This is a genomic window from Bacillus sp. R45, from assembly GCF_021729365.1.
Taxonomy (GTDB): Bacteria; Bacillota; Bacilli; order Bacillales; family Bacillaceae; genus Bacillus; species Bacillus velezensis.
The window spans coordinates 1,480,085-1,506,916 of the sequence record NZ_CP091421.1; the positions used below are offsets into that span (position 1 = coordinate 1,480,085).

Genomic DNA, 26,832 nt, shown 5'->3' on the forward strand with positions numbered 1-26,832 from the left:
GAATTACGGGGACACAATGTGAATATGATAAATACGTATGTCGTTTGAACGAAACGGGAGGAGAAAAGAGCAATGCTTGAGCAAGTGATTTTATTTACAATAATAATGGGATTTTTAATCAGTGTTCTGATATCTCCGATTCTTATCCCGTTTTTAAGACGTTTAAAATTCGGCCAAAGTATCAGGGAAGAGGGGCCGAAATCACATATGAAAAAATCAGGGACGCCGACGATGGGCGGGGTCATGATTATCGTATCCATCGCCATTACGGCGATTGTCATGACGCAGAAATTTTCGCATCTGAGCGCGGAAATGTTTCTTCTGCTGTTTGTTACGATCGGATACGGCCTGCTCGGCTTTCTGGATGACTATATTAAAGTAGTAATGAAACGGAATCTCGGATTGACGTCGAAGCAGAAATTGATCGGCCAGATCATTATTGCCATTGTATTTTACGGAGTATATCATTATTGCCATTTTTCAACCGGCATCAGGGTGCCGGGCACACATCTGTCAATCGATCTCGGCTGGGGATACTTTATCCTCGTTCTCTTTATGCTTGTCGGAGGTTCAAATGCCGTCAACCTGACAGACGGTCTGGACGGTCTCTTGTCCGGTACCGCGGCTATCGCATTCGGCGCTTTCGCCATCCTTGCGTGGAACCAGTCACAATATGACGTTGCGATTTTCTCGGTTGCCGTTGTCGGCGCCGTTCTCGGTTTTCTTGTATTCAACGCCCATCCCGCCAAAGTATTTATGGGGGATACCGGTTCGCTTGCGCTCGGAGGAGCGATCGTGACCGTTGCCATTCTGACGAAGCTTGAAATTCTGCTCGTCATTATCGGCGGAGTTTTTGTTATTGAGACCTTATCTGTTATCTTACAAGTCATCAGCTTTAAAACGACAGGAAAACGAATCTTTAAGATGAGTCCGCTTCACCACCATTACGAATTGGTCGGATGGTCTGAATGGAGAGTTGTCGTCACATTCTGGACTGCGGGACTGCTGCTTGCCGTTTTAGGAATTTACATCGAGGTGTGGTTATAAGTGGAAAACGAACTTTTTTTGCAAAAACAAAACTTTCTGGTCCTCGGACTGGCGAAAAGCGGATATGCGGCTGCGTCGATTCTTCATGAAAAAGGCATTAACGTCGTCGTGAATGATCAAAAAGCCTTTGAAGAGAACGAACCTGCCAAAAGGCTTTCAGAAAGAGGAATCGAGGTCATCTGCGGTGAGCATCCGACGTCACTTTTTGACCAGCATCACATTACCATTCTGATCAAAAATCCCGGAATCCCGTATGAAAATATCATGGTGGAGGAAGCGCAAAGAAGAGGCATCCCGGTCTGGACGGAAATCGAGCTTGCGTATTATATCACCAATGCAAAATTCATCGGCATTACAGGTTCAAACGGGAAAACAACAACGACGACCCTGATTTATGAAATGCTGAAAGCTGACTCGATAAAGGCGCTGATCGCAGGAAATATCGGCACTGTCGCCAGTGAAGTGGCTTATCATGCTGACGGTGATGAATGGATCGTCACAGAGCTTTCTTCGTTCCAACTTATGGGGACTCATGCGTTCAGACCTGAAATCGGCCTGATTTTAAATGTGTTCGACGCTCATTTGGATTACCATCACAGCCGTGAAAACTATGAAAAAGCCAAGCAGAACGTGTATCTTCATCAGCTTGAGAGTGATACGGCCATCGTGAATCAAAGCGATGAAACAGTCGTGCGGCTTGCCGAAAGCGGAAAAGCCGGCACCGTTCCGTTTTCAGTGCACCAGGAACTGTCAAGCGGCGCATTTATTAAAGACGGAATGCTGATGTTCGGCGATGAAGCGATTCTGCCTGTTGATGACATCGTGCTGCCGGGCGCGCACAATTTAGAAAATATATTGGCCGCTGTAGCCGCGGCAAAAACGGCGGGCGCGTCTAATAAAGCGATTCAGAAGGTGCTGACAAGCTTTACCGGTGTCAAACACCGTCTGCAGTATGTAACAGCAATCCGGAATCGTAAATTTTATAATGACAGCAAAGCGACGAATATTTTGGCCACAAGCAAAGCGCTCTCCGCGTTCAAAGCACCGGTTATTCTTCTTGCAGGCGGACTGGACCGCGGCAACGGTTTTGACGATCTGAAACCGTATATGGACAATGTCAAAGCGGTCCTGACGTTCGGACAGACAGCGCCGAAGATAGAAAAACTGGGCAATGAGCTGGGAATACAACATGTCAAACGTGTCGATAATGTTGAACAAGCAGTATCTGCGGCGTTTGCGCTCTCAAATGAAGGAGACGTCATCCTCTTGTCACCCGCGTGTGCGAGCTGGGATCAGTTCAAAACATTTGAAGAACGCGGTGACATGTTTATAGATGCCGTGCATATGCTTAAGTAAGGGCTTGTCTCTGTTCATCGGCAGCCCTAAATGACTTATGCTTGGGGTGTCGATTGCTTTGACTACTAAAAAAACAGCGCCTGATTTGTTATTAGTTATCATTACGTTATTGCTTTTAACAATAGGATTAATTATGGTCTACAGTGCAAGTGCGGTATGGGCGGATTATAAATTTGACGACTCGTTTTTCTTCGCGAAACGGCAGCTGCTGTTTGCGGGGATCGGCGTCATTGCCATGTTTTTCATTATGAATGTGGATTATTGGACATGGCGCACATGGTCGAAGCTGCTTCTGATCATTTGTTTTTTTCTGCTTGTGCTTGTGCTGATTCCGGGAGTCGGAATGGTGCGGAACGGTTCAAGAAGCTGGATCGGAGTGGGAGCGTTCAGCATTCAGCCTTCGGAGTTTATGAAACTCGCGATGATTGCGTTTCTGGCTAAATTTCTTTCTGAAAAACAGAAGAATATTACGTCATTCAGACGCGGATTCGTTCCCGCGCTCGGAATCGTGTTTTCTGCATTTATTATTATTATGTGCCAGCCGGACCTGGGAACGGGGACGGTAATGGTGGGCACGTGCATCGTGATGATTTTTGTATCCGGTGCGCGAATCGCTCATTTTGCGTTCCTCGGACTCATCGGTTTAAGCGGATTTGCGGCGCTTGTTCTGTCCGCTCCTTATCGGATTAAACGGATTACCTCTTACTTAAACCCGTGGGAGGACCCGCTTGGAAGCGGATTTCAGATCATTCAGTCGCTCTATGCCGTAGGTCCGGGGGGACTGTTCGGGATGGGGCTCGGCCAAAGCCGGCAAAAGTTTTTTTACCTGCCGGAGCCGCAAACCGATTTCATTTTTGCTATTTTATCTGAGGAACTCGGCTTTATCGGCGGTTCGCTCATATTGCTGCTGTTCAGTATTTTATTATGGCGGGGCGTCAGGATTGCCCTCGGCGCGCCGGATTTATACGGAAGCTTTGTCGCCATCGGTATTATTTCTATGATAGCTATTCAAGTCATGATTAATATCGGCGTTGTGACGGGGCTGATCCCGGTAACAGGAATTACGCTGCCGTTTTTAAGCTACGGAGGCTCATCACTGACGCTGATGCTCGCAGCGGTCGGCGTGCTTTTAAATGTCAGCCGGTACTCGAGGTATTGATCTGTATCTTGCCTCATCACTCATGATCTATACGTTATCTATAAAAAAACAGACAACATCAATAACCCTGTCCTAAAAAACAGGGTTATCGCTATGTGATTAAGGGGGACATACGAATGCGTATTGCAGTAAGCGGAGGCGGAACCGGAGGACATATTTATCCGGCCCTGGCCTTTATTAAAGAAGTTCAGCGCCGGCATCCGGATGTGGAATTTTTGTATATCGGAACAGAGAACGGTCTGGAGAAAAAAATTGTTGAACGGGAAAATATCCCGTTCCGCGCCATTGAAATTACAGGTTTCAAACGAAAACTTTCTTTTGAAAATGTAAAAACCGTCATGCGTTTCTTAAAAGGCGTGAAGAAAAGTAAATCATATTTAAAAGAGTTTAAACCGGATGCCGTTATCGGTACAGGCGGCTATGTATGCGGTCCGGTCGTATACGCGGCGGCAAAAATGGGAATTCCGACGATCATTCATGAGCAAAACAGCCTGCCCGGCATCACAAATAAGTTTCTCTCGAAATATGTTAATAAGGTGGCAATTTGCTTTGAAGAAGCAAAATCGCATTTTCCTGCTGAAAAAGTTGTGTTTACGGGAAACCCGAGAGCCTCTGAAGTCGTCTCAATTAAGACAGGCCGCTCATTAACTGAGTTCGGGCTGAAAGACAATCAAAAAACGGTGCTCATTTTCGGCGGAAGCAGAGGCGCGGCTCCCATTAACCGTGCCGTGATAGATATGCAGGAAGAATTGAAAACGAGACCTTACCAAGTGCTTTATATTACCGGGGAAGTGCATTACGAGAAGGTAACGGCTGAGCTGAAAGGCGGAAAAGCCGCTGATAATATGGTGACAAAACCGTTTTTGCACCAAATGCCGGAGTACTTACAATCAATTGATGTCATTGTGGCAAGAGCCGGAGCGACGACGATTGCGGAGATCACCGCTCTCGGCATTCCGAGCGTGCTTATTCCGAGCCCGTATGTGACAGCCAATCACCAGGAAGTCAATGCGAAGGCGCTCAGCCAGCATGACGCTGCAATCGTACTGAAGGAAACCGAGCTCAGCGGAGAAAAACTGATCGCTGCGCTGGACAAAATCGTCATGAATGAAGAAACCTTAAAAGACATGAGTGAGCGGACAAAATCACTCGGTGTTCCGGATGCGGCAGCCAGACTGTACAGTATCATGGAAGACATAAAAAAATAGAGCAAATGGAATGCGGAGGTTTATGATGGAGAACGTAATTCAGGAATTAAGAGACCGCGAAGTCGGCAAAGTGCTGGAACAAGAACCGCTCGCGAACCATACAACGATGAAAATCGGCGGCCCGGCGGACATTTTGATCATCCCCAACAGTGTGGAAGCGGTCAAAGATATTATGGATATTGTGAAGAAACATGATCTGCCATGGACGGTTATCGGCCGGGGTTCAAATCTGCTCGTGCTTGATGAAGGCATAAGAGGAGTTGTCATCAAACTGGGCGCGGGTCTGGATCATTTGGAGATTGACGGTGATCAGGTGACGGTCGGAGGCGGCTATTCGGTCGTCCGGCTTGCGACTTCCATGAGTAAAAAAGGAATGTCCGGTCTCGAATTTGCAGCGGGCATCCCCGGATCAATCGGCGGGGCCGTCTATATGAATGCCGGGGCGCACGGATCTGATATGAGTGAAATTCTTGTGAAAGCGCGTATCTTATTTGAAGACGGCACAATCGAATGGCTGACAAACGAAGAGATGGATTTCAGCTACAGAACGTCTGTTTTGCAGAAAAAACGCCCCGGCGTCTGTCTCGAGGCAGTTCTTCAGCTTGAGCAAAAGGAACGGGAAGCCATTACGGCGCAAATGCAGCAGAACAAAGATTACAGAAAAAATACGCAGCCGTATTCAAGCCCATGCGCCGGAAGCATATTCAGAAATCCGCTGCCGAATCATGCCGGAAACCTCGTTGAAAAAGCGGGATTAAAAGGACATCAGATCGGCGGAGCGAAAGTATCCGAAATGCACGGGAATTTTATCGTCAATGCCGGCGGAGCGACTGCCAAGGACGTTCTCGACCTGATTGAGTATGTGAAAAAGACAATCCGTGAGCAGTATGATGTTGACATGCATACGGAAGTTGAAATCATCGGAGGGAATCGTTAAAAGGTTCTCTGATTTCCATGAGCTCATGTGATATACTTTTAACAAATGTCAAACGGCATCACAGCATGCCGTTTGTTTTTCAATCAGACGAATGTCAAGCTGTTTCATTCTTAGTGAGGTGGACAGGCAGTGAACCCAAATCATGAAAGAGAAAAAATCGTAAATATTGAAGAGCGGATTCCGAAAATCAAAGAGCAGCGGAAACAAAAAGCAAACCGCCGGCTGATTTCATTCATTGTGCTCTTTTTTATGATGGTGCTGATCATCGTGTACTTGCAGATGCCGATCAGCAAAGTGTCTTCTGTCACCGTTTCCGGGAACGAAAACGTGTCTGTAAAAGAGATCAACGCGCTTTCTGATATACATAACGGACAAACCGAGTTCTGGAGTCTGAACAAGAAAAAAACAGAAGAAAAGATTGAGCAGAATAAACTGGTGAAAAAGGCGGATCTTTCAAAAGTATTTCCTAATAAAGTCAGCATTCACATTGAAGAATACAAGACGATCGCGTATCTGCAGCGGAATGATGTGTATTATGAAGTGCTGGAGAACGGCACCGTGCTGCCGAACGAAGTCACGCCGGATGACGCGGGCCCGATTTTGGTTGACTGGACAAACGCGAAAAAGCGGGTCAAAATGGCGGAGCAGCTTGATAAGCTTTCCGGTTCGCTAAAGCAGTCGATTTCTGAAATCTATTATACACCGGTAAAAATGGACCAGGACCGGATCAAGCTGTATATGAACGACGGGTATGTAGTTACCGCTTCTATTAAAACATTTGCCGACCGGATGAAGACCTATCCTTCTATCGTTTCCCAGCTGGACGGCGGGAAAAAGGGGATTATCCACTTAGAAGTCGCTACGTATTTTGAAGAATTTAACAAAGGTAAATCCGGCAAGAAAAAAGAAAATGATTAATAGTTCTAAAGAACTAATTTTAAGGTGATTCAAAAGAATCTATTACAATCAGCGGGGCAGCCGATATAACCGATAGCGGAATAATTATGACTATGTTTGTTTTTGCCCGGGATATGGCTGCCGGACAAGGGGAAAATTCTCAATGCAATGGGCGTGTCTTCTTCAATGAACATTGCATTTGGAATTTTCCTCCTGTTTCTTCTTTTTTTGGATGTTTCTGGCAATATCTATAGCTTTTCTGGAGGTTCATCTTAGTGTAGACTAATGGAAAGCGGGTATATTTGCATCTGGTTTGCACATTATGGCACCGTGACAAGAAATCTTACGGTAAGGTGGGCCGTCTCTAAAAAAAATAAAAAAAATGCGATATAAAAGAGGATATACATAGAATATAACGAATAGTTTCATTAAACATAAATTGTGAGAAATCAGATAAGAATTTGTTGATGCTGTTGTTTTTGTTACACACTTGTAAAGCCACATTCATTGTATTGTTGTTCCGCAAATAATAGAATAGAATTTGATCGAAATGTGAGGAGGTGCCATAGAATGAACAACAATGAACTTTACGTCAGTCTTGACATCGGTACGTCCAATACAAAAGTGATCGTCGGAGAAATGACAGATGATTCCCTTAACATTATCGGAGTGGGAAATGTACCGTCTGAAGGGTTGAAAAAAGGCTCAATCGTTGATATAGATGAAACCGTTCATTCTATAAGAAAAGCGTTTGACCAAGCTGAAAGAATGGTAGGTTTTCCGCTGAAAAAAGCCATTGTCGGCGTTAATGGAAATTATATTCATATTCAAGATACGAACGGCGTTGTCGCTGTTTCCAGTGAAAACAAAGAAATTCACGTTGAAGACGTCCGCAGGGTAATGGAAGCGGCACAGGTCGTGTCGGTTCCGCATGAGCAGCTGATCGTTGACGTCGTTCCGAAACAGTTTATCGTTGACGGAAGAGACGAAATTACCGATCCGAAAAAAATGCTCGGAGTGCGCCTGGAAGTAGAAGGCACGCTGATTACCGGCTCCAAAACGATCTTACATAATTTACTTCGCTGTGTGGAGAGAGCGGGCGTTGAAATTACTGATATCTGCCTGCAGCCGCTTGCGGCCGGTTCGGCGGCTTTGTCAAAAGACGAAAAAAACCTCGGAGTCGCCATGATTGATATCGGCGGCGGCTCGACGACGGTGGCGGTATTTGAACAGGGGCACCTGAAGGAGACAGCCGTCATTCCGCTCGGAGGCGAAAACATCACGAAAGATGTATCGATCGGATTGCGCACTTCCACCGAAGAGGCTGAAAGAGTAAAAAAACAATTCGGACATGCATTCTACGATGAGGCTTCAGAAGATGAAGTATTTGAAGTCACCGTCATAGGAACGAATCAAAAGCAATCTTTTACACAGCAGGAAATTGCCAATATTATTGAAGCAAGAGTGGAAGAGATTCTTGAGATTGCCGCAGCCGAAATTGAGCATATGGGAATTACAGATCTGCCCGGCGGCTTTGTGCTGACCGGCGGACAGGCCGCAATGCCCGGAGTGCTTTCATTGGCACAGGAAGTGCTGAGGCACAATGTAAGGGTCGCAAGCCCGAATTACATCGGTGTAAGAGACCCTCAGTATATGACGGGTGTCGGCTTGATACAATTTGCCTGCCGAAATGCCAGAATTCAGGGAAGAAAAATAGGCTTTCATATGCCGGAAGAAGCCGTGCAGGAAATCGCGGTCTCTCACGAAGAAGAACATCATCAGCGGCCAGAGGCGCAGCAGCGTCCAAAAGCAAAACAAAAAACACAAGCCGAACACAACAAACCGAGCAAAATGAAAAAACTATTAAGCATGTTTTGGGAATAGATTGATAGTCATTCGGCAGATTAGGAGGATTTAGCATGTTGGATTTCGAAACAAACATAGACGGCTTAGCATCAATTAAAGTAATCGGAGTAGGAGGCGGCGGTAATAACGCGGTCAACCGAATGATTGAAAATGAAGTGCAGGGTGTAGAGTATATTGCGGTAAACACGGACGCGCAAGCTCTTAACCTGTCAAAAGCGGAAGTGAAAATGCAGATCGGGGAAAAGCTGACCCGCGGTCTCGGAGCGGGAGCGAATCCGGAAGTCGGCAAAAAAGCCGCTGAAGAAAGTAAGGAACAAATCGAAGAAGCGTTAAAAGGCGCTGACATGGTGTTCGTTACAGCCGGAATGGGAGGCGGTACCGGAACGGGAGCCGCACCGGTGATCGCTCAAATCGCAAAGGACTTAGGCGCTTTGACTGTCGGTGTCGTAACAAGACCGTTTACATTTGAAGGAAGAAAACGCCAGCTGCAGGCTGCAGGCGGTATCACGGCAATGAAAGAAGCCGTTGACACACTGATCGTTATTCCGAATGACCGCATTCTTGAAATTGTCGATAAAAACACACCGATGCTTGAAGCATTCCGTGAAGCTGATAACGTGCTTCGCCAAGGGGTGCAAGGTATCTCTGACCTCATCGCAACGCCTGGTTTAATCAACTTGGACTTTGCCGATGTCAAAACCATCATGTCCAACAAAGGTTCAGCATTGATGGGTATCGGGATCGCTACAGGAGAAAGCCGTGCTGCTGAAGCCGCCAAAAAGGCGATCTCCAGTCCGTTACTGGAAGCGGCAATCGACGGAGCGCAAGGTGTTTTGATGAACATTACGGGAGGTACAAACCTGAGCCTCTACGAAGTGCAGGAAGCAGCCGACATCGTCGCTTCTGCCTCTGACCCTGATGTCAATATGATTTTCGGTTCAGTTATCAATGAAAATCTGAAAGATGAAATCGTCGTCACCGTTATTGCGACCGGTTTTATCGAACAGGAAAAAGATGACTCAAAACCGCAGCGTCCGACTTTAAACCAAGGATTGAAGTCTCAAAGCCAAAACGCTGCGAAACGTGAGCCGAAACGAGAAGAAACACAGCATCAAAACACGGTGAACCGCCATACATCACAACCGGCGGATGATGCCCTCGACATTCCTACATTTTTAAGAAACCGCAACAAACGCGGCTGATGTAAAAAAGGACAAGACCACATGGTTTTGTCCTTTTTCTTTTTTGTGCACAGTCTTCCTTCCTATCCCCCATGATCTATACAGTGAAAAAAGAAGCTTTATACCTATGACGAATTGATTGTTTTTTAGTTTCATACGGCTTTCTACAGAATGTGACAATATCTGGATGGAAGATTGTCTACATTTAACGTACAGCATCGAAATGACAAACGATTCCAATTATGAAGGGGGGATACACATTTTATAGGGCGTTACCAAATAAGGGGGGATACGATTGAAGAAAAAAACGAGAAACAGATGGACAGGCTCCGTTTTAAGCGCGATTGTCGTCAGTTCACTGTTGTTTCCGGGTGCAGCCGGAGCGAACAGCACACCGGGGGCAGTTTCTTTCACCAAAGATCTTTCTTCCTCTAAGAGCATTCAGCATAAGATTTCCGATTCAGTCAAGAAGCGTTTTGAAAAAAATGATAAAGTCACGTTTCTTATCAAATTTAAAGAGAAAGCCAATACGAAAAAAGCGGTCAAAGAAGCAGAAAAAAATGCCGAGTCTCATTCGCTTTCCGCAGCAAAAACCGAATATCAAAAGCGGTCAGCCGTTGTTTCTTCTTTAAAACTGGCAGCTCATGATGCGCAGCAGAATCTGAAAACATATTTGGAAAAACAAAAAAAGAAAGGAAAGGCTGATCACATCCATTCCTATTATATTGTCAACGGAATGGCAGTCACTGCTTCGAAAGAGGTAATGGAAAAAGCCGCCTCATTTCCTGAAGTAGAAAAAGTTCTTCCGAATGAAAAACGTCAGCTTACTCAACGGCAATCAAAAGCTCCTTTTCAAATGAAGAAAAAACAAAAAGAGGTCAAAGCAAAGGAAGGCATCGAATGGAATATCAGCCAAATTGATGCGCCGCAGGCCTGGGCCTCAGGATACGACGGAACCGGCACGGTTGTCGCCTCCATTGATACGGGAGTTCAGTGGGATCATCCCGCGCTTAAGGAAAAATACCGGGGTTACGATCCTGAAAATCCAGCAGCGCCGAATCATGAAATGAACTGGTATGATGCCGTGTCCCATAAAGACGCTCCCTACGATGACCTTGAACACGGCACTCATGTAACAGGGACCATGACGGGTTCAGAACCTGACGGCTCAAATCAAATCGGTGTGGCTCCGGGGGCGAAATGGATCGCAGTAAAAGCATTTTCAGATGACGGAGGAACCGATGCCGATATTTTGGATGCCGGTGAATGGGTGCTTGCGCCTAAAGATAAAAACGGCACGCCGCATCCCGAGATGGCGCCGGATGTTGTCAATAATTCCTGGGCGGGCGGTTCGGGAATGGACGAGTGGTACCGCGATATGGTGAATGCGTGGAGAGCGGCAGGGATTTTTCCGGAATTCTCTGCGGGAAATGAAGACTTATTTACACCGGGAGGACCGGGTTCAATCGCAAATCCGGCCAATTATCCTGAAGCATTTGCGACAGGTGCGACTGACATCGACAAGAAACTCGCTGATTTCTCACTTCAAGGCCCCTCACCGTATCATGAAACAAAACCGGACATTTCGGCTCCGGGCGTGAATATCCGTTCTTCTATTCCTGGAGGAACATACGAAGGCGGCTGGGACGGAACTTCAATGGCCGGGCCGCATGTGGCGGCGACGGCGGCTTTGTTAAGGCAGGCGAACGCCTCTATTACGGTCGATGAAATGGAAGACGTTTTGACGCGCACCGCCGAAAAGCTGACAGATTCCGTTTTTCCGGAATCACCGAATAACGGTTACGGCCACGGTCTCGTTAACGCTTTTGATGCCGTTTCTGCCGTAACGGACGGAATCGGAAGCGTAGAAGGCAAGGTATCTTCTGCGGGCGAAGATCACAATCCGCCCAGCTTTCATCATGAACCGGTCTCAGAGGCTTACAAAGGGGCAAACCTTCCGTTAACGGTTACAGCAGAAGATGATGTAAGCGTAACTGAGGTGATCCTTTCCTATCAGTTTGATGAAGGAGAGTGGAAAACGACAGCCGCCGTTCAAAAAAGCGGTGATGAAAAAAAGGGAACATACCAGGCGGAGATTCCGGACATAACGGGAAGCAAGATAAGTTATAAATGGACCATAAAAGATTTCGGAGGTCATTCTGTAGAATCTGATACGTACCGGGCTGACGTGAAACCGAGCATTACGGCGGGATACAAAGAGGATTTTGAATCACAGCCGGCGGGCTGGTCCAGTTACGGGACACATGATCAATGGGAATGGGGTATCCCGGGTTCAGGGCCCGGCGCCGCATTTTCCGGAGATAAAGTGTATGCGACGAATCTGTCCGGCCCTTATGCCGATTCGGCCAACATGAATCTCGTGATGCCTCCGATTCAAGTTCCGGAAACAGGGCGGCTGTTTTTACAATTTAAAAGCTGGCACAAGCTCGAAGAATTTTTTGATTACGGGTATGTGTTCGTTCTGCCGGAAGGGAAATCAAATTGGGAGCAGGCGGCCGTTTACAATGGTGATTCCGCAGGATGGAATGATGAAGAGGCGGATTTATCTGCGTATAAAGGCCAAAACATAAAGCTCATGTTTAATATGCAGTCTGACGAAGTACTCAATGAAGACGGATGGTATATCGATGATGTCCGGCTTTCAAGCAGCCCTCTCGGCAAGGCGGCTAAAAAAAGTAAACACAATAGACAAACACCTCCCGGCCACCTGAAGAAAAAAGCCATCAGTCCGAAACAGGCCAAACCGGCAGTGAGATCACCCGGAAAAAGAGTGAAACGTGAAACAAACCTCCTGCCGCTCAGAGCGCAAATCAGTGTCGCCGAGACGGGGAAATCCGTATATTCCGACCCTGCAAGCGGAAGCTACAGCCTGTCACATAAGGCGGGAAGCTATACGCTGAAAGCCGAGGCTTACGGATTTAAGTCCGCTTCGAAACAAGTTTCTATTCAATCAGACAAAACCGCACAGGCAGACTTTACACTGGAGCAAATGCCGTCCGGCACGCTAAAAGGAACCATCACCAATCAGTCCACAGGCGAACCGGTAAAAGGGGCTGCGCTTTATGTGGCCGAGGATGCCGCAATTGAGCCGGCGGTGACAAACGATAAAGGGGAATATTCGCTTAAGGCGTATGAAGGCTCCTACACAATCAAAGTAGCGGCAAAAGGCTTTTACAATAGCGAATTTTCTGTCGACATCAAAGGAGATGCTGAAAAAAACGTCAAGCTTAAGCCGTATGTCGGTTATGAAGGAGAAATCGCCTATGATAACGGGACGGAAGAAGCCGCGCTGTCATATTTTAAAGCCGGCAGCAAATCTGCCGTTAAGATGACCCTCAAAGACGGAAAAGAACACGGTATGCTGACGGGAGGCCTTTTTAAATTTTGGGGCGCCGACTGGCCTGATCCGGGCGGTACCGAATTTCAAGCAGAAGTATATGATGCATCCGGCCCTGATGGAGCTCCGGGCAGCAAAATTGCCGGCCCGTTCCAAGCTGAAGCACTTCGAAACGGCGAGTGGACCAAAGTGAATCTCAGCTCAAAAGGAATCGCGGTCGGAAAGGATTTTTATCTTGTGTTCCGTCAGACGAAACCCGATCCTTATACACCTGCCCTGTCATCTGATGACGGCAGTCCGTACTCGAACAGAAACTGGCAATACCTCGACGGCCGCTGGTCAAAAGCCGATAAATCAGACGGAAACTTTATGATCAGGGCTTTGGTCGACTACGAAGCTTCTGTGCCTGAGATAACGTCGCCTGAAGACCGGTCATTTACAAACAAGAAGTCAATCACGGTGAAAGGAACGGCTTCACCAAAAACCGCTGTCCGTCTTACCAATAACGGTAAAACCGCCGCAGAAACGAAAGCAGATGCAGACGGCAGTTTCCAGGCCGGTGTCACACTCACTAAAGATGGCAATCGGCTGACAGCGGCATCTGTGACAGACAGCGGGTCAACCGATGAGTCACGCCCTGTCACGGTCATACTGGATGAGGATAAGCCTGATGTGACGATTGACAGTCCGGCAAACGGTGATAAAACAAATAAAGAAGCAGTGACTGTAAAAGGAAAAGTGCACGACGCCCATTTAAAATGGGTAAAGGTGAACGGAAAAAAAGCTGAAGTAAATAACGGTTCTTATCAAGCGAGAACCCTTCTGGAAAACGGCAGCAATGAGATCAAGGTCACGGCCTCAGATAAAGCGGGTAACAAAACAACGAAAAAGACGGTAATCGATGTCAATTACAATGCTCCCGTCATTTCCGGATTGGTTCCCGGAGCGGATAAGGAATTAAAAGCCGGAGAATCAGTGAAAATCGCTTTTTCAAGCGGAAAGAAATTAGACGCTTCCTTCGTGATCCGTCTGCCTCTGACAAACGCCCGGGCAGGGAGCCAAAACGCAACAGAGCTTCCGCTGAGAGAAATTTCTCCGGGACGATATGAGGGTTACTGGACGGCGGCTTCTTCCATCAAAGCAAGCGGAGCAAAAATTGACGTTATCGCAAGAGATGACTACGGAAATGAAACGAGACAGACGGCTAAAGGAAAACTTTATATCAATGAGTAAAAACAGAGCGCTGCCAAATCACGGCAGCGCTTTTTTAGTTGAAGGGGACAATAGAAAATCAACCTTTTCGGCCCTCGACAAATAAAACGGTTATCCCTTAAAAATTGTACTTTACCCTCAACATTAATTGACAGACTTTCCCACAGAGCTTGCTTTATACTTATGAAACAAGAGAGAGAAACAGATATGTAAGACAAAAGAGGAAAGGGGTCAGATGTGAAAATCTATCTGGATGTCATTTGGCTGTTGAACTTTTGTTTTGATTCTCTTTTGCTTTTATTGACCGCCTTTATTTTAAAACGCCAGGTGAAAAAAAGAAGAGTGGCCGCCGGCGGTTTCATCGGGTCAGCCATTGTGCTTCTGATGTTTACGCCTGTTTCTCCCTTTGTGGAGCATCCGGCGGGAAAAATGGCGTTTTCGGTAGTCATCGTGCTTACGGCTTTTGGCTTTAAACGGTTCCGATACTTTTTTCAAAATTTGTTCGCCTTTTATTTCGCGACTTTTCTCGTCGGCGGGGGAATGATCGGCGTACATTCCCTGCTGCAGACAGAATCAATTGTGCAGCAAGGCGTAATGGTCACAAGCCAGACCGGATTCGGCGACCCGATCAGTTGGATGTTTGTAGTTATCGGATTTCCGGCCATATGGTTTTTTTCGAAAAAGAGAATTGAAGACATCGAGACGAAGTCCATTCAGTACGATGAACTTGTCATGGTGCAGGCGGAATTCAGCGGACAGACAATCCGCGCGAAAGGATTGGTGGATTCCGGGAATCAGCTGTATGATCCGCTGACGAAAACGCCGGTCATGATCCTTCACATTGACAAATTCGCTCTGATTCTCAGCGAAAAGGAAACGGACCTCATCAAATCCGCCAGTCCGCTTGAAGTGATAGAGCAGCTTGATGATTCGTTCCGTCATGCGGATAAGCTGAGGCTGATTCCATACAGGGGCGTCGGCCAGGACAATCAATTTTTACTCTGTTTAAAGCCGGATTACGTCACGATTTTAACAAAAGACGAGATGATCGCATGTGAAAAATGCCTGATCGGCATCAGCACGAAGCCATTATCCGCTGACGGTGAATTTGACGGAATCGTTCATCCGAAGATGCTGACAGGGAAGGCTGTAAAACATGTTTCCTGACGAAAAGTCTGTTATTCATCATACTCAAAACGCGTGGTATTTAGAAGGGGGAGGAAGATGAAAAAACTTAAGCTGCGTCTGACATATTTGTGGTATAAATGGCTGATGAAACTCGGACTGAAAAGCGATGAAGTGTATTACATAGGAGGAAGCGAGGCGCTGCCGCCGCCTTTGTCTAAAGAAGAGGAGCAGGTGCTCTTATTAAAGCTGCCGAGCGGGGATCAGGCGGCGCGGGCCATCCTGATTGAGAGAAACTTACGTCTTGTCGTTTACATTGCCCGCAAATTCGAAAACACCGGCATCAATATCGAGGACTTAATCAGCATCGGCACCATCGGTTTGATCAAAGCGGTAAACACGTTTAATCCGGAAAAGAAAATCAAACTCGCCACCTACGCATCGCGATGTATTGAAAACGAAATTTTAATGTACTTGCGCCGAAACAATAAAATCCGTTCAGAGGTGTCCTTTGATGAACCGCTGAACATTGATTGGGACGGAAACGAACTGCTGCTTTCGGATGTGCTCGGCACAGATGATGATATTATTACGAAAGACATTGAAGCCAATGTGGATAAAAAACTTTTGAAAAAAGCGCTTGAGCAATTAAACGAAAGAGAAAAGCAGATTATGGAACTGCGTTTCGGGCTTGTCGGAGAAGAAGAAAAAACCCAAAAAGATGTAGCCGACATGATGGGGATTTCACAATCTTATATCTCCCGGCTCGAAAAGCGGATTATCAAAAGACTGAGAAAAGAGTTTAACAAAATGGTGTAAAATTTTTTCCATCTGACAGCCCTTACTGCTGCAAGGATTGCCGCCGCCGGATGTTTATTTCTGTAAAATGGCGGTGCATATTTTTCCCACCCGAGGAGATACTTAACGTTGTACAGCAGCTCCTAGTGGGAGGGAAAAACGTGTCAAGAAATAAAGTCGAAATTTGCGGGGTGGATACCTCCAAATTACCGGTGCTCAAGAATGAAGAGATGAGAAAGCTGTTTAGGCAATTGCAGGATGAGGGCGATGATTCAGCGAGGGAAAAGCTTGTAAACGGCAATCTGCGCCTTGTCTTAAGCGTCATTCAGAGGTTTAACAACAGAGGAGAGTATGTTGATGACTTATTTCAGGTCGGCTGCATCGGACTAATGAAATCCATTGATAATTTTGACCTAAGCCATAATGTTAAGTTTTCAACATACGCTGTACCGATGATCATCGGAGAAATCCGCAGATATTTGCGGGATAACAATCCGATCCGCGTCTCGAGGTCGCTTCGCGATATCGCATATAAAGCGCTTCAAGTAAGAGAGCGGTTAATCAGTGAGACAAGCAGGGAGCCGACAGCAGAGGAAATCGCCAAAGTTCTTGAAGTGCCCCATGAAGAAATTGTGTTTGCCCTTGACGCCATCCAGGATCCGGTTTCACTGTTTGAGCCGATTTATAATGACGGCGGCGATCCGATCTACGTGATGGACCAGATCAGCGATGAGCGCAATAAGGATACACAATGGATTGAGGAGCTCGCTCTGAAAGAAGGCATGAGAAGACTGAACGAACGGGAAAAAATGATTTTGCGAAAGCGCTTTTTCCAAGGGAAAACCCAAATGGAAGTCGCTGAAGAAATCGGGATATCCCAAGCTCAGGTCTCAAGGCTTGAAAAGGCAGCCATTAAACAAATGAATAAAAATATCCATCAATAACGGAAAAAGCCTTTAACCTTGTTTAAAGGCTTTTTTCATGCGATGGTTTACGTTTGCAAAAAAGTGATGTATTCTAATGTGTAAAAGTTTTTAGAAAATTTAAATAAAGTAAACGGGGGAAACGGCAATGATTTTACAGCTGGACAGTGTGTCATTAAAAAGAAACGGAAAATGGATTTTGAAAGATATTAACTGGCGCGTCGAGAAAAACGAAAATTGGGTGCTGTACGGATTAAACGGAGCCGGAAAAACGGCTTTGCTGAATATGTTATGCTCTTATTACTTCCCCACTTCAGGAGAGATGCAGGTGCTCGGCCATCAGTTCGGCAAAACAGAGCTCGGTGACAGGCTCAGAAGGAAAATCGGCCTTGTTTCGGCAGGTCTTCAGCACAAATTATATGCCGCGGACTCCGCTTTTGAAATCGCCCTCAGCGGCGCGTACGCCTCAATCGGGCTGTACGAAACTCCGAGTGAGCAGGTAAGGGAAAAAGCGATCGGTCTTCTGAAGGATTTGGGCGCCATCAGTTACGCCGACAGACGGTATGAAACATTATCACAAGGGGAAAGACAAAGAGCGCTGATTGCGCGGGCGCTTATGGCTGATCCCAAACTGCTGATTTTGGACGAGCCCGTGACGGGTCTTGATTTTATGGCAAGGGAGCAGCTGCTGGACACGATTACGTCGATCGCCGAAAAAGAAAATGCGCCGTCCATCCTTTATGTCACTCATCACGCTGAAGAAATTCTGCCGGTATTTGATCAGGCGCTGCTTTTAAAACAAGGCGAGGTGTTCGCCTCCGGGGAAATCAGGGATATGCTTTCTGACGAGCGGCTTACAGCGTTTTTCGATACGCCTGTCAATGTCTTATGGAACAATGGCCGCCCGTTTTTAACACGTGCAAAAGAGGCATCATCCGTAAAATAACATCAATTCACCCTGGGGGTGCTGCCATGCGGCTGAGAGAGACGTTGTCTCAACCCTTAACGGACCTGATCCGGATCATGCCGGCGGAGGGAAGCGGTGAAAAAAGCGGAGGAAGATCCGTTTTTTACCCGTTTCATTTTAATGAAACGGGTTTTTTGATACAGCCAAAGGGGAGATTTCCAATGCATCAGATTGATATGCTGTTACACCAGGCGGATAAACGGCGGGGCGATTTAATACAAATAGCTGAAAGGTTGATCGCCTTTCCGACACCGGACCCGCCAGCAAGAAATACGGCAGAAGCCCAAAAGTGGGTGGCCGGCTTTTTAAAAGAAACGGGCTGCTCGGTCGATATGTGGGATGTGTATCCGGAAGATCCGAATGTAGTCGGTGTTTTAAAAGGGACAGATTCAAGCAGGCATCAAAGCCTGATTTTAAACGGACACATTGATGTGGCAGAAGCCGGGGGCGAAGACTGGAACTCTGACCCGTTTCAGCCGCTCGTAAAAGACGGCATGCTGATCGGAAGGGGCGCCGCTGATATGAAAGGGGGGTTGGCGTGTGTTCTTTTCTCTCTGAAGCTGATCCATGATGCCGGCATTAAGCTTCCGGGCGACCTCATTGTACAGTCTGTAATCGGAGAAGAAGTCGGCGAGGCGGGGACGCTGGAATGCTGCAAACGCGGCTATCACGCGGATTTTGCGGTTGTCGCGGATACGAGCAGCCTGCATATTCAAGGGCAGGGCGGTGTCATCACCGGCTGGATAGAATTGAAAAGCAAACAAACATTTCATGACGGCATGAGGCGCAATATGATTCATGCGGGCGGAGGCACATTCGGAGCGAGCGCCATCGAAAAAATGGCGAAAATCATCACTGCCTTGGGAGAGCTGGAGCGCCACTGGGCGGTAACGAAAAGCTATCCCGGCATTGCGCCCGGCACCAATACGATCAACCCCGCCGTCATTGAAGGCGGAAGACACGCAGCGTTTGTCGCCGATGAATGCCGGTTATGGATCACCGTCCACTTTTATCCGAACGAAACGCACGAACAAGCAGCCGCAGAAATCGAAGACTATATTAATCGTGTCGCTGACAGTGATCTGTGGCTCAAAGAAAACAGGCCGGTGTTCAAATGGGGCGGATCTTCGATGATTGAAGACAGAGGAGAGGTGTTCCCGGCGCTGGAAATCGATCCGGATCATCCGGCAGTTTCTGTCTTGGCTGCTTCACACTCTGCCGTCAAAAAACAGGAGCCCGTCATTGATGTTTCCCAAACCGTAACAGACGGAGGATGGCTTTATCAGGCCGGGATTCCGAGCGTCATATACGGCCCCGGCGATTTAAAAAACGCCCACTCCGTAAACGAGGAAGTGTCCGTTGATGAGCTTATGGACTATACGAAAATCATGCTGAGATTTATTCTCGGCTGGTGCAGCCGCAAAAAAGATTGCCCGATGTGACAAGGTTCAGCCCGGCCGTTCATATAATAGGAAAAAGAACGGGCAAAGGGCGTGATACGGATGATCAGCATATCTGAATTTCAAATAAAAGATGTGGTAAACGTGTCGAACGGAAAAAAACTCGGAAGCATCGGGGATATTGATATTAACGTGACAACGGGAAAAATTCAGGCGATTATTTTAGGCGGCAGCGGAAAAGTTCTCGGTTTTTTCGGAAAAGAAGAGGAAATGATCATTCCTTGGCGAAATATAGTTAAAATTGGGGAAGATGTCATCTTAGTGCGTGTAAATGAACCAAAGGGGGGAGCGTAATCCTCCCTTTACTTGTAAAAAGCCGGAAATCTCAATGTTTCCGGCACATTTATTTATCTCATTTTTCAATCAGCCGCTAAACGTATGCTTAAAATTGTGTTAAAATGAGTGGGAAATTACGCTTTTTTAATGTTTGTCGAAAGGTTGGATCTCCATGAATACATATCACCCGTTTAGTCTTACCACCCCCTCGGCACTCATGATAGAAGACTGGAACTGTGTGAATCAGCTTAACACAAAGGTCATCGCCGGATTCACAACGAAAAACGGCGGTGTCAGCAATCCTCCGTATGAGTCATTAAATACCGGGTTGCACGTCCGGGACGAAGCTCATGATGTTGTGACAAACCGTGAAGTCATAGCGTCCTTATGCGGTACTGATCTGGATTCCTGGGTGTTCGCCGACCAGACACATGAAAACCGCGTCCGGCGCGTGACAGCCGGGGATAAAGGAAAAGGAGCGAGAGACTATTCTTCCGCATTCCGCGGGACGGACGGGCTCTACACGAAAGATGCGAATCTTTTTTTGGCCCTTTGTTTTGCGGACTGTGTGCCCTTGTATTTTTATGACCCGGTGAAATCCATTATCGGCGCTGCCCATGCCGGATGGAAGGGGACGGTCAAACAAATCGGACGCATCATGACGGAACGCTGGGTAAACGAAGAAGGCTCCCGTTTAACAGATATTCAGGCTGTCATCGGTCCGTCCATCAGCGCGGGAAGCTATACAGTCGACGACCGCGTCATCAATGAAGTGCGGGCGCTGCCCTTTACGGCTGAATCCGCCATATGCGAAACGGAAAAAGGCCAGTATCAGCTTGATTTAAAAGAGGTCAACCGTCTTCTTCTGATACATTGCGGCATTCCGGAAGAAAACATTTCAGTCAGCGGATTATGCACCGAACGAGAGCATGAACTATTCTTTTCACACCGCCGCGACAAAGGGAAAACGGGACGCATGATGTCCTTTATCGGAATGAAGGAGGCATTAGATCTTGCGTGTTGCTGATCAATTACGACATATAAACGAAAGAATAAACGAAGCATGTAACAGATCGGGCCGAAGCCCCGAAGATGTTACCGTCATCGCGGTTACAAAATACGTATCAGCTGAAAGGGCTCAAGAGGCCGTTGATGCCGGTATTACAAGTCTGGGAGAAAACCGGGATGCCGAGCTTATCCATAAGCAGGAAGTCATCAAAGGAAGCCCGAAGTGGCACTTTATCGGCAGTCTTCAGTCCAGAAAGGTGAAGGCCGTCGTTGACCGTGTATCTTATATTCATTCCTTAGACAGACTGTCATTGGCAAAAGAGATTGAAAAACGGGCGCAGCATACGGTTCGCTGTTTTGTGCAGGTGAATACTTCGCTTGAGCCGTCTAAGCACGGTTTGAAAACAGAGGAGGTCATCCCCTTTATCAGAGAGCTTTCTGAGTTTAGAAACATTTCTGTAGAGGGCCTGATGACGATGGCTCCCCTGACAGACGATACAGAAACGATCAGAGCCTGCTTCCGGCAATTGCGTGATCTGAGGGATCAGGTGCAAAAACTGAATCAGACAAACGCGCCGTGCCGGGAACTGTCAATGGGCATGTCAAATGATTATGAAATCGCTGTTGAAGAGGGCGCAACTTTTATCAGAATCGGCTCTTCATTAGTCGGAAATGAACCGGGGGGTGTAAACAAATGAGCATGAAAAATAAACTGAAAAACTTTTTCTCAATGGATGAGGAGGAGTACGAGTACGAATACATTGAAACGGAGCAGGATCATCAGGAAGAGCATGAACAGCAGAAAGATAAACAGCCTGCTTACGCTCAGAAGCCGCAGGGCAAGCAGAACGTAGTAAGCTTGCAAAGTGTTCAGAAATCCTCTAAAGTGGTCTTGAGTGAACCGCGTGTATATGCGGAAGCGCAGGAAATCGCCGATCATTTAAAGAACAGGCGGGCGGTTGTCGTCAATCTGCAGCGCATCCAGCATGATCAGGCGAAAAGAATCGTCGACTTTTTAAGCGGTACCGTCTACGCCATCGGCGGCGACATTCAGAGAATCGGTTCAGATATTTTTCTGTGCACGCCTGATAATGTCGACGTTTCCGGCACGATTTCGGAGCTTATAAATGAAGACGAACATCAGAGGTGGTAAAGCAGGATGATTCTTTATCAAATTTTTTCCGTTCTGAGTTATTTAATTTACATCTACTCGTTTGCCCTGATCATCTATATCTTTATGTCATGGGTGCCGAGTACGAGAGAAACGGCGGTCGGACGGTTTCTCGCAGCGATTTGCGAACCGTATTTAGAGCCGTTCAGAAGGATCATTCCGCCCATTGCCATGCTGGATATATCCCCGATTGTAGCGATTATCGTGCTTCGGTTTGCCACGACGGGACTTTGGGGCCTATACCGCATGATCGCAATGTATACTTGAATGCGACAGTTTGATACGGGCTTGGCACCAGCCAAGCCTCTTTACATAGAAAGGAAAGAACATGAGCGATATTTACCAGCACTTCAGACAAGACGAGCGGCCTTTTATTGATCAGGTGCTTGAATGGAAACAGATTGTCCTGGACCAGTATCGGATGAAGCTGACTGATTTCTTAGATCCCAGGGAACAGGTGATTGTAAAAGCCGTTATCGGCGACGCCTGCGGTCTTGCGTTTTTCGGAGGATATGACAGAGCTGAGCGCAAACGCGCGATTTTATACCCTGAATATATGGAACCTGAACAGGATGATTTTGAGCTCCGGGCTTTTGACGTTCAATACGCTGAAAAATTCGTCAGCATTGACCACCGCTCTCTTCTCGGATCATTAATGGGGATCGGCTTAAAGCGGCAGAAATACGGCGATCTGATTTTCTCAGAGGAAGCCGTGCAGCTCATCATCTCCGGTGAAATCGCCGATTTTGTCAGCACTCAGCTGACCAAGGCGGGCAAAGCGCCGGTAAAGCTTGAGAAAATCGAGCTTTCCGCTCTTCACATTCCCGCTTCAGATGTCGAAATAAGGGATGACACGGTTTCTTCATTGCGTCTCGACGCCGTCTGCGCTTCAATGAGCAGGCAATCCCGGCAGAAAGCGCAGGCGCTTGTGAAAAACGGGCTCGTTAAGGTGAATTGGAAAGCTATTGAAGATCCGTCTTATCAGGTTGCTGAAGGGGACATGCTCTCGATTCGCGGCTTCGGACGATGCAGTTTGGCAAAAGTTGACGGAAAAACGAAAAAAGACAAATGGAAAGTTACATTTGAACGGCAAAAATGAGTCGTTTTTTCAGTTTTTTTCTCCATCTGTGCCGTATTTGTTTTATAATGTGAACTAGATAACCGTACTGAAATGTAAAAATGGAGGTGGCAATATGCCATTAACGCCGAATGATATCCATAACAAAACGTTTACAAAAGGTTTTCGCGGATATGATGAAGATGAAGTAAATGAATTTTTAATGCAGGTCAGAAAAGATTACGAAATCGCACTCCGTAAAAAAACGGAGCTTGAGGCGAAAGTGAACGAGCTGGACGAAAAAATCGGCCACTTTGCCAATATCGAAGAAACGCTGAATAAATCAATTCTCGTAGCCCAGGAAGCAGCAGAAGACGTAAAGCGCAACTCGCAGAAAGAAGCGAAGCTGATCGTCCGTGAAGCAGAAAAAAATGCCGATCGCATCATCAATGAGTCGCTTTCCAAATCAAGAAAAATCGCAATGGAAATCGAAGAGCTGAAAAAACAGTCTAAAGTCTTCAGAACACGTTTCCAAATGCTGATTGAAGCGCAGCTCGACCTGCTGAAGAACGATGATTGGGATCATCTGCTGGAATACGAAGTCGACGCGGTATTTGAGGAAAAAGAATAATTTTCTGATTTTCTTGACATTCTTCGGCCCGTTCGAATATAATACGTTCATAAATTCAGATGAAAAGACGATTGAAAGGGACCGGCATGACTCAAAACAGGCTATAAAGCGAACCGGGGAAGGTGAAAGCCCGGGATGGCCGGAATCATGCAGATCAGCCCTTTAGTTTCCTTTCTGAACCTAGAGTAGGAAAGGACGTTCCATCACGTTACGATGTTCGAGAGGAAAAGACGGATGATCCGTTTTTTCTAAAAGGGTGGTACCGCGAGATAAGCTTTCTCGTCCCTTATGGGATGAGAGGGCTTTTTTTATTTTCTGAAAAATGTTGTGGAGGAATGAAAATGGATTACAAAGATACGCTGTTAATGCCGAAAACAGATTTTCCGATGCGGGGAAATCTGCCGAATCGTGAGCCGGACATGCAAAAAGACTGGGAGGAGCAGGATATTTACCGTCTTGTTCAAGAACGGACGAAAGACCGCCCGAAATTCGTGCTGCATGACGGACCTCCTTATGCAAACGGAGACATCCACATGGGCCATGCCCTGAACAAAATCCTGAAAGACTTCATCGTCCGCTATAAATCAATGAGCGGCTACAACGCACCGTACGTGCCGGGCTGGGATACGCACGGACTGCCGATTGAAACGGCGCTGACGAAAAACAAAAAAGTAAACCGGAAAGAAATGTCCGTCGCTGATTTCCGCAAGCTTTGCGAAGATTATGCATGGCAGCAGATCGAAAGACAGCGCGAACAATTCAAGCGTCTCGGCGTCAGAGGCGATTGGGAAAACCCGTATGTTACGCTTCAGCCTGAATTTGAAGCGCAGCAGATCCGCGTTTTCGGCGAGATGGCGAAAAGAGGCTATATTTATAAAGGTCTGAAGCCGGTCAACTGGTCGCCTTCAAGTGAATCTGCCTTAGCAGAAGCGGAAATTGAATATCAGGACAAACGTTCCGCGTCTATTTATGTTGCGTTTAAAGTGAAAGACGGTAAAGGCGTTCTGGAAAACGGAGAAAGCTTCATCATCTGGACGACGACGCCGTGGACGATGCCTGCCAACCTCGGAATTTCCGTTCATCCTGATCTTGAATACAATGTCATCAAGGTTGGAGACAAGCGTTATGTAGTGGCGGCTGAACTGATCGAAAACGTAGCGGAGGCATGCGGCTTTGAAAATCCTGAAGTTGTCGCATCATATAAAGGCAGAGAATTAGAATACATCACTGCAGAACATCCGCTGTACGGCAGAGATTCACTCGTCATGCTCGGTGACCACGTCACAACCGATGCCGGAACAGGCTGTGTTCATACTGCCCCGGGCCACGGGGAAGATGACTTTATCGTCGGCCAAAAGTACGGCTTAGAAGTACTGTGCCCTGTTGATGAAAAAGGAAACATGACCGACGAAGCGCCGGGCTTTGAAGGAATGTTTTACGATAAAGCCAATAAACCGATCACGGAGAAGCTTGAAGAAAACGGCGCGCTTTTGAAACTCGAGTTTATTACACACTCCTATCCGCATGACTGGAGAACGAAAAAACCGACGATCTTCAGAGCGACTGCGCAATGGTTTGCGTCAATTAAAGATTTCAGATCCGATCTGCTTGATGCCATCAAACAAACGAAGTGGGTGCCGGAGTGGGGCGAACAGCGCCTTTACAACATGGTGCGCGACCGCGGTGACTGGTGTATCTCAAGACAGCGCGTCTGGGGTGTTCCGATCCCGGTATTTTATGCAGAAAACGGTGAGCCGATCATCACTGACGAAACGATTGAACACGTGTCTGAGCTGTTCAAACAGCACGGCTCAAACGTATGGTTTGAAAGAGAGGCAAAAGACCTCCTGCCGGAAGGATTTACACATCCGGGAAGCCCGAACGGAATCTTCACGAAAGAGCAAGACATTATGGATGTATGGTTTGATTCAGGTTCTTCCCATCAGGCCGTTCTTGAAGAACGAGATGATCTTGTCCGTCCGGCTGATTTATACCTTGAAGGCTCTGACCAATACCGCGGCTGGTTTAACTCATCTCTTTCCACCGCTGTTGCAGTCACCGGCAAAGCGCCGTATAAAGGCGTATTAAGCCACGGATTTACACTTGATGCAAACGGCCGTAAAATGAGTAAATCACTCGGCAATACGATTGACCCGACAAAAATCGCAAAACAGCTTGGAGCTGAAATTCTGCGTTTATGGGTATCTTCCGTAAACTATCAGGCCGATCACCCGGTTTCTGAAGATATTCTGAAGCAGGTCGCGGAAGTATACCGGAAAGTCCGCAACACGTTCCGCTTCCTTCACGGCAACCTGTTCGATTTTAATCCAAGCATCAATGCCGTGGATGTAAAAGATCTCCGCGAAGTGGATCAATATATGCTGATCAAGCTGAATAAGCTGATCGATAAGGTGAAAAAAGCGTACGATGAATACGAATTTGCGGTTGTTTATCACAGCATTCACAATTTCTGTACGATCGAGCTCAGCTCCTTCTATCTTGATTTTGCAAAAGATGTTGTGTACATCGAGCATGCGGATCATCCGGACCGCCGCAGCATGCAGACCGTCTTTTATGAAACGCTGCTGGCGTTAGTGAAACTGACAGCGCCGATTCTCCCGCATACGGCGGATGAAATGTGGTCTCACTTATCATTTGTTGAAGAAGCGAGCGTGCAGCTGACAGATATGCCGGAAACCATTGCTGTTCGGGACAGTCAGGCGACAGAAGAAAAATTCGACCGCTTCATGGAGCTTCGAAACGACGTGCTGAAAGCTTTGGAAACAGCCCGTAACGAAAAAATTATCGGAAGATCATTGGAAGCGAGCCTGACTTTGTATCCGAACAAAGAAAACCGCGACCTCTTGTCATCCATTAAAGAAAACATCGCGCAGCTGTTTATCGTCTCAGAACTGACAGTAAAAGACGAAAGTGAAGCGCCGGAAAACGCGCAAAGCTTTACAACAGGAAAAATGACCGTAGAAAAAGCGGAAGGCCAGATGTGTGAGCGTTCCCGCGTAATTTCTAAAGATGTCGGAGCCAATCCGAAATATCCGACATTATCACTGCGCAATGCGGAAATCGTTGAAAAATATTATCAAAAATAATAAATGAGAAAGCGCCCGGTGTCAGCCGGGCGCTTTTTTACATGCCAGCAATGTCATCGATTAGAACGGCAGGAAAATTCTTATGGGC

At 46.9% G+C, this 26,832-nt stretch carries 22 protein-coding genes, 1 riboswitch and 1 other annotated feature; all 22 genes read left to right on the forward strand.

Annotated features, from left to right (window positions below):
• The first annotated feature begins 72 nt into the window (after positions 1-72).
• Positions 73-1,047, forward strand: a complete 975-nt coding sequence (mraY, locus tag L3V45_RS07515) for a phospho-N-acetylmuramoyl-pentapeptide-transferase (RefSeq protein WP_007409707.1) — start codon at positions 73-75, stop codon at positions 1,045-1,047.
• Entirely contained in the window at positions 1,048-2,403 is a 1,356-nt protein-coding gene (gene murD, locus L3V45_RS07520) for a UDP-N-acetylmuramoyl-L-alanine--D-glutamate ligase (protein WP_015388268.1), read from the forward strand. It abuts the gene before it with no gap.
• Between the two features lie 58 nt (positions 2,404-2,461).
• The gene (spoVE, locus tag L3V45_RS07525; protein ID WP_003154430.1) at positions 2,462-3,562 is read left to right on the forward strand and encodes a stage V sporulation protein E; all 1,101 of its coding nucleotides are present in this window, start codon (positions 2,462-2,464) and stop codon (positions 3,560-3,562) included.
• Between the two features lie 116 nt (positions 3,563-3,678).
• On the forward strand, positions 3,679-4,770 hold the full coding sequence (gene murG / locus L3V45_RS07530; protein ID WP_003154428.1) for an undecaprenyldiphospho-muramoylpentapeptide beta-N-acetylglucosaminyltransferase: 1,092 nt from the start codon (positions 3,679-3,681) through the stop codon (positions 4,768-4,770).
• 25 nt (positions 4,771-4,795) lie between these two features.
• Positions 4,796-5,707 (forward strand): UDP-N-acetylmuramate dehydrogenase, encoded by a 912-nt coding sequence (murB, locus tag L3V45_RS07535; protein WP_014304967.1) that lies wholly within the window; start codon positions 4,796-4,798, stop codon positions 5,705-5,707.
• Between the two features lie 129 nt (positions 5,708-5,836).
• Complete coding sequence (locus L3V45_RS07540; RefSeq protein WP_024085278.1) at positions 5,837-6,625, forward strand: cell division protein FtsQ/DivIB; 789 nt, start codon at positions 5,837-5,839, stop codon at positions 6,623-6,625.
• A 549-nt stretch (positions 6,626-7,174) separates the two neighbouring features.
• Positions 7,175-8,488, forward strand: coding sequence for a cell division protein FtsA (ftsA, locus tag L3V45_RS07545; protein ID WP_003154425.1), 1,314 nt, complete (start codon positions 7,175-7,177; stop codon positions 8,486-8,488).
• Positions 8,489-8,523: 35 nt separating this feature from the next.
• Complete coding sequence (gene ftsZ / locus L3V45_RS07550) at positions 8,524-9,672, forward strand: cell division protein FtsZ (protein WP_003154424.1); 1,149 nt, start codon at positions 8,524-8,526, stop codon at positions 9,670-9,672.
• Between the two features lie 274 nt (positions 9,673-9,946).
• Positions 9,947-14,242: a S8 family peptidase gene (locus L3V45_RS07555; protein WP_069013477.1), complete on the forward strand. Its 4,296-nt coding sequence runs from the start codon at positions 9,947-9,949 to the stop codon at positions 14,240-14,242.
• Between the two features lie 216 nt (positions 14,243-14,458).
• A complete protein-coding gene (spoIIGA, locus tag L3V45_RS07560; protein ID WP_007409713.1) occupies positions 14,459-15,388 on the forward strand; it encodes a sigma-E processing peptidase SpoIIGA in 930 nt (309 codons plus the stop codon).
• 57 nt (positions 15,389-15,445) lie between these two features.
• Positions 15,446-16,165: an RNA polymerase sporulation sigma factor SigE gene (gene sigE / locus L3V45_RS07565; RefSeq protein WP_007409714.1), complete on the forward strand. Its 720-nt coding sequence runs from the start codon at positions 15,446-15,448 to the stop codon at positions 16,163-16,165.
• A 140-nt stretch (positions 16,166-16,305) separates the two neighbouring features.
• Positions 16,306-17,088 (forward strand): RNA polymerase sporulation sigma factor SigG, encoded by a 783-nt coding sequence (gene sigG, locus L3V45_RS07570; RefSeq protein ID WP_003154420.1) that lies wholly within the window; start codon positions 16,306-16,308, stop codon positions 17,086-17,088.
• Between the two features lie 127 nt (positions 17,089-17,215).
• A complete protein-coding gene (locus tag L3V45_RS07575; protein WP_024085281.1) occupies positions 17,216-18,013 on the forward strand; it encodes an ABC transporter ATP-binding protein in 798 nt (265 codons plus the stop codon).
• Between the two features lie 4 nt (positions 18,014-18,017).
• Positions 18,018-18,122: riboswitch (TPP riboswitch) on the forward strand.
• Between the two features lie 73 nt (positions 18,123-18,195).
• Positions 18,196-19,476: an acetylornithine deacetylase gene (locus L3V45_RS07580; RefSeq protein ID WP_236837330.1), complete on the forward strand. Its 1,281-nt coding sequence runs from the start codon at positions 18,196-18,198 to the stop codon at positions 19,474-19,476.
• Positions 19,477-19,536: 60 nt separating this feature from the next.
• The gene (locus L3V45_RS07585; RefSeq protein ID WP_003154415.1) at positions 19,537-19,788 is read left to right on the forward strand and encodes a YlmC/YmxH family sporulation protein; all 252 of its coding nucleotides are present in this window, start codon (positions 19,537-19,539) and stop codon (positions 19,786-19,788) included.
• Between the two features lie 154 nt (positions 19,789-19,942).
• Positions 19,943-20,797 carry a peptidoglycan editing factor PgeF gene (gene pgeF / locus L3V45_RS07590; RefSeq protein ID WP_236837331.1) on the forward strand — a complete coding sequence of 285 codons (855 nt, stop codon included), beginning with the start codon at positions 19,943-19,945 and terminating at the stop codon, positions 20,795-20,797.
• The gene (locus L3V45_RS07595) at positions 20,784-21,476 is read left to right on the forward strand and encodes a YggS family pyridoxal phosphate-dependent enzyme (RefSeq protein ID WP_024085283.1); all 693 of its coding nucleotides are present in this window, start codon (positions 20,784-20,786) and stop codon (positions 21,474-21,476) included. The genes pgeF and L3V45_RS07595 overlap by 14 nt, the downstream gene beginning before the upstream one ends.
• Positions 21,473-21,931 (forward strand): cell division protein SepF, encoded by a 459-nt coding sequence (gene sepF, locus L3V45_RS07600; protein ID WP_003154410.1) that lies wholly within the window; start codon positions 21,473-21,475, stop codon positions 21,929-21,931. Before L3V45_RS07595 ends, sepF begins: the two co-directional genes overlap by 4 nt.
• A gap of 6 nt (positions 21,932-21,937) precedes the next feature.
• Positions 21,938-22,216: a YggT family protein gene (locus L3V45_RS07605; RefSeq protein ID WP_003154408.1), complete on the forward strand. Its 279-nt coding sequence runs from the start codon at positions 21,938-21,940 to the stop codon at positions 22,214-22,216.
• A gap of 61 nt (positions 22,217-22,277) precedes the next feature.
• A complete protein-coding gene (locus L3V45_RS07610; RefSeq protein WP_071543326.1) occupies positions 22,278-23,048 on the forward strand; it encodes a YlmH family RNA-binding protein in 771 nt (256 codons plus the stop codon).
• Positions 23,049-23,142: 94 nt separating this feature from the next.
• Positions 23,143-23,637 carry a septum site-determining protein DivIVA gene (divIVA, locus tag L3V45_RS07615; protein WP_003154406.1) on the forward strand — a complete coding sequence of 165 codons (495 nt, stop codon included), beginning with the start codon at positions 23,143-23,145 and terminating at the stop codon, positions 23,635-23,637.
• A gap of 61 nt (positions 23,638-23,698) precedes the next feature.
• Positions 23,699-23,927: a binding site (T-box leader), on the forward strand.
• Positions 23,928-23,978: 51 nt separating this feature from the next.
• Positions 23,979-26,744, forward strand: coding sequence for an isoleucine--tRNA ligase (gene ileS / locus L3V45_RS07620; protein WP_236837332.1), 2,766 nt, complete (start codon positions 23,979-23,981; stop codon positions 26,742-26,744).
• Positions 26,745-26,832 lie beyond the last annotated feature (88 nt).

Coding starts and splice junctions, on each gene's coding strand:
- mraY (WP_007409707.1), top strand. CDS start 73: ATGCTTGAGCAAGTGATTTTATTTACAATAATAATGGGATTTTTAATC.
- murG (WP_003154428.1), top strand. CDS start 3,679: ATGCGTATTGCAGTAAGCGGAGGCGGAACCGGAGGACATATTTATCCG.
- murB (WP_014304967.1), top strand. CDS start 4,796: ATGGAGAACGTAATTCAGGAATTAAGAGACCGCGAAGTCGGCAAAGTG.
- ftsA (WP_003154425.1), top strand. CDS start 7,175: ATGAACAACAATGAACTTTACGTCAGTCTTGACATCGGTACGTCCAAT.
- ftsZ (WP_003154424.1), top strand. CDS start 8,524: ATGTTGGATTTCGAAACAAACATAGACGGCTTAGCATCAATTAAAGTA.
- sigE (WP_007409714.1), top strand. CDS start 15,446: ATGAAAAAACTTAAGCTGCGTCTGACATATTTGTGGTATAAATGGCTG.
- L3V45_RS07575 (WP_024085281.1), top strand. CDS start 17,216: ATGATTTTACAGCTGGACAGTGTGTCATTAAAAAGAAACGGAAAATGG.
- L3V45_RS07580 (WP_236837330.1), top strand. CDS start 18,196: ATGCATCAGATTGATATGCTGTTACACCAGGCGGATAAACGGCGGGGC.
- L3V45_RS07585 (WP_003154415.1), top strand. CDS start 19,537: ATGATCAGCATATCTGAATTTCAAATAAAAGATGTGGTAAACGTGTCG.
- pgeF (WP_236837331.1), top strand. CDS start 19,943: ATGAATACATATCACCCGTTTAGTCTTACCACCCCCTCGGCACTCATG.
- sepF (WP_003154410.1), top strand. CDS start 21,473: ATGAGCATGAAAAATAAACTGAAAAACTTTTTCTCAATGGATGAGGAG.
- L3V45_RS07605 (WP_003154408.1), top strand. CDS start 21,938: ATGATTCTTTATCAAATTTTTTCCGTTCTGAGTTATTTAATTTACATC.
- L3V45_RS07610 (WP_071543326.1), top strand. CDS start 22,278: ATGAGCGATATTTACCAGCACTTCAGACAAGACGAGCGGCCTTTTATT.
- divIVA (WP_003154406.1), top strand. CDS start 23,143: ATGCCATTAACGCCGAATGATATCCATAACAAAACGTTTACAAAAGGT.
- ileS (WP_236837332.1), top strand. CDS start 23,979: ATGGATTACAAAGATACGCTGTTAATGCCGAAAACAGATTTTCCGATG.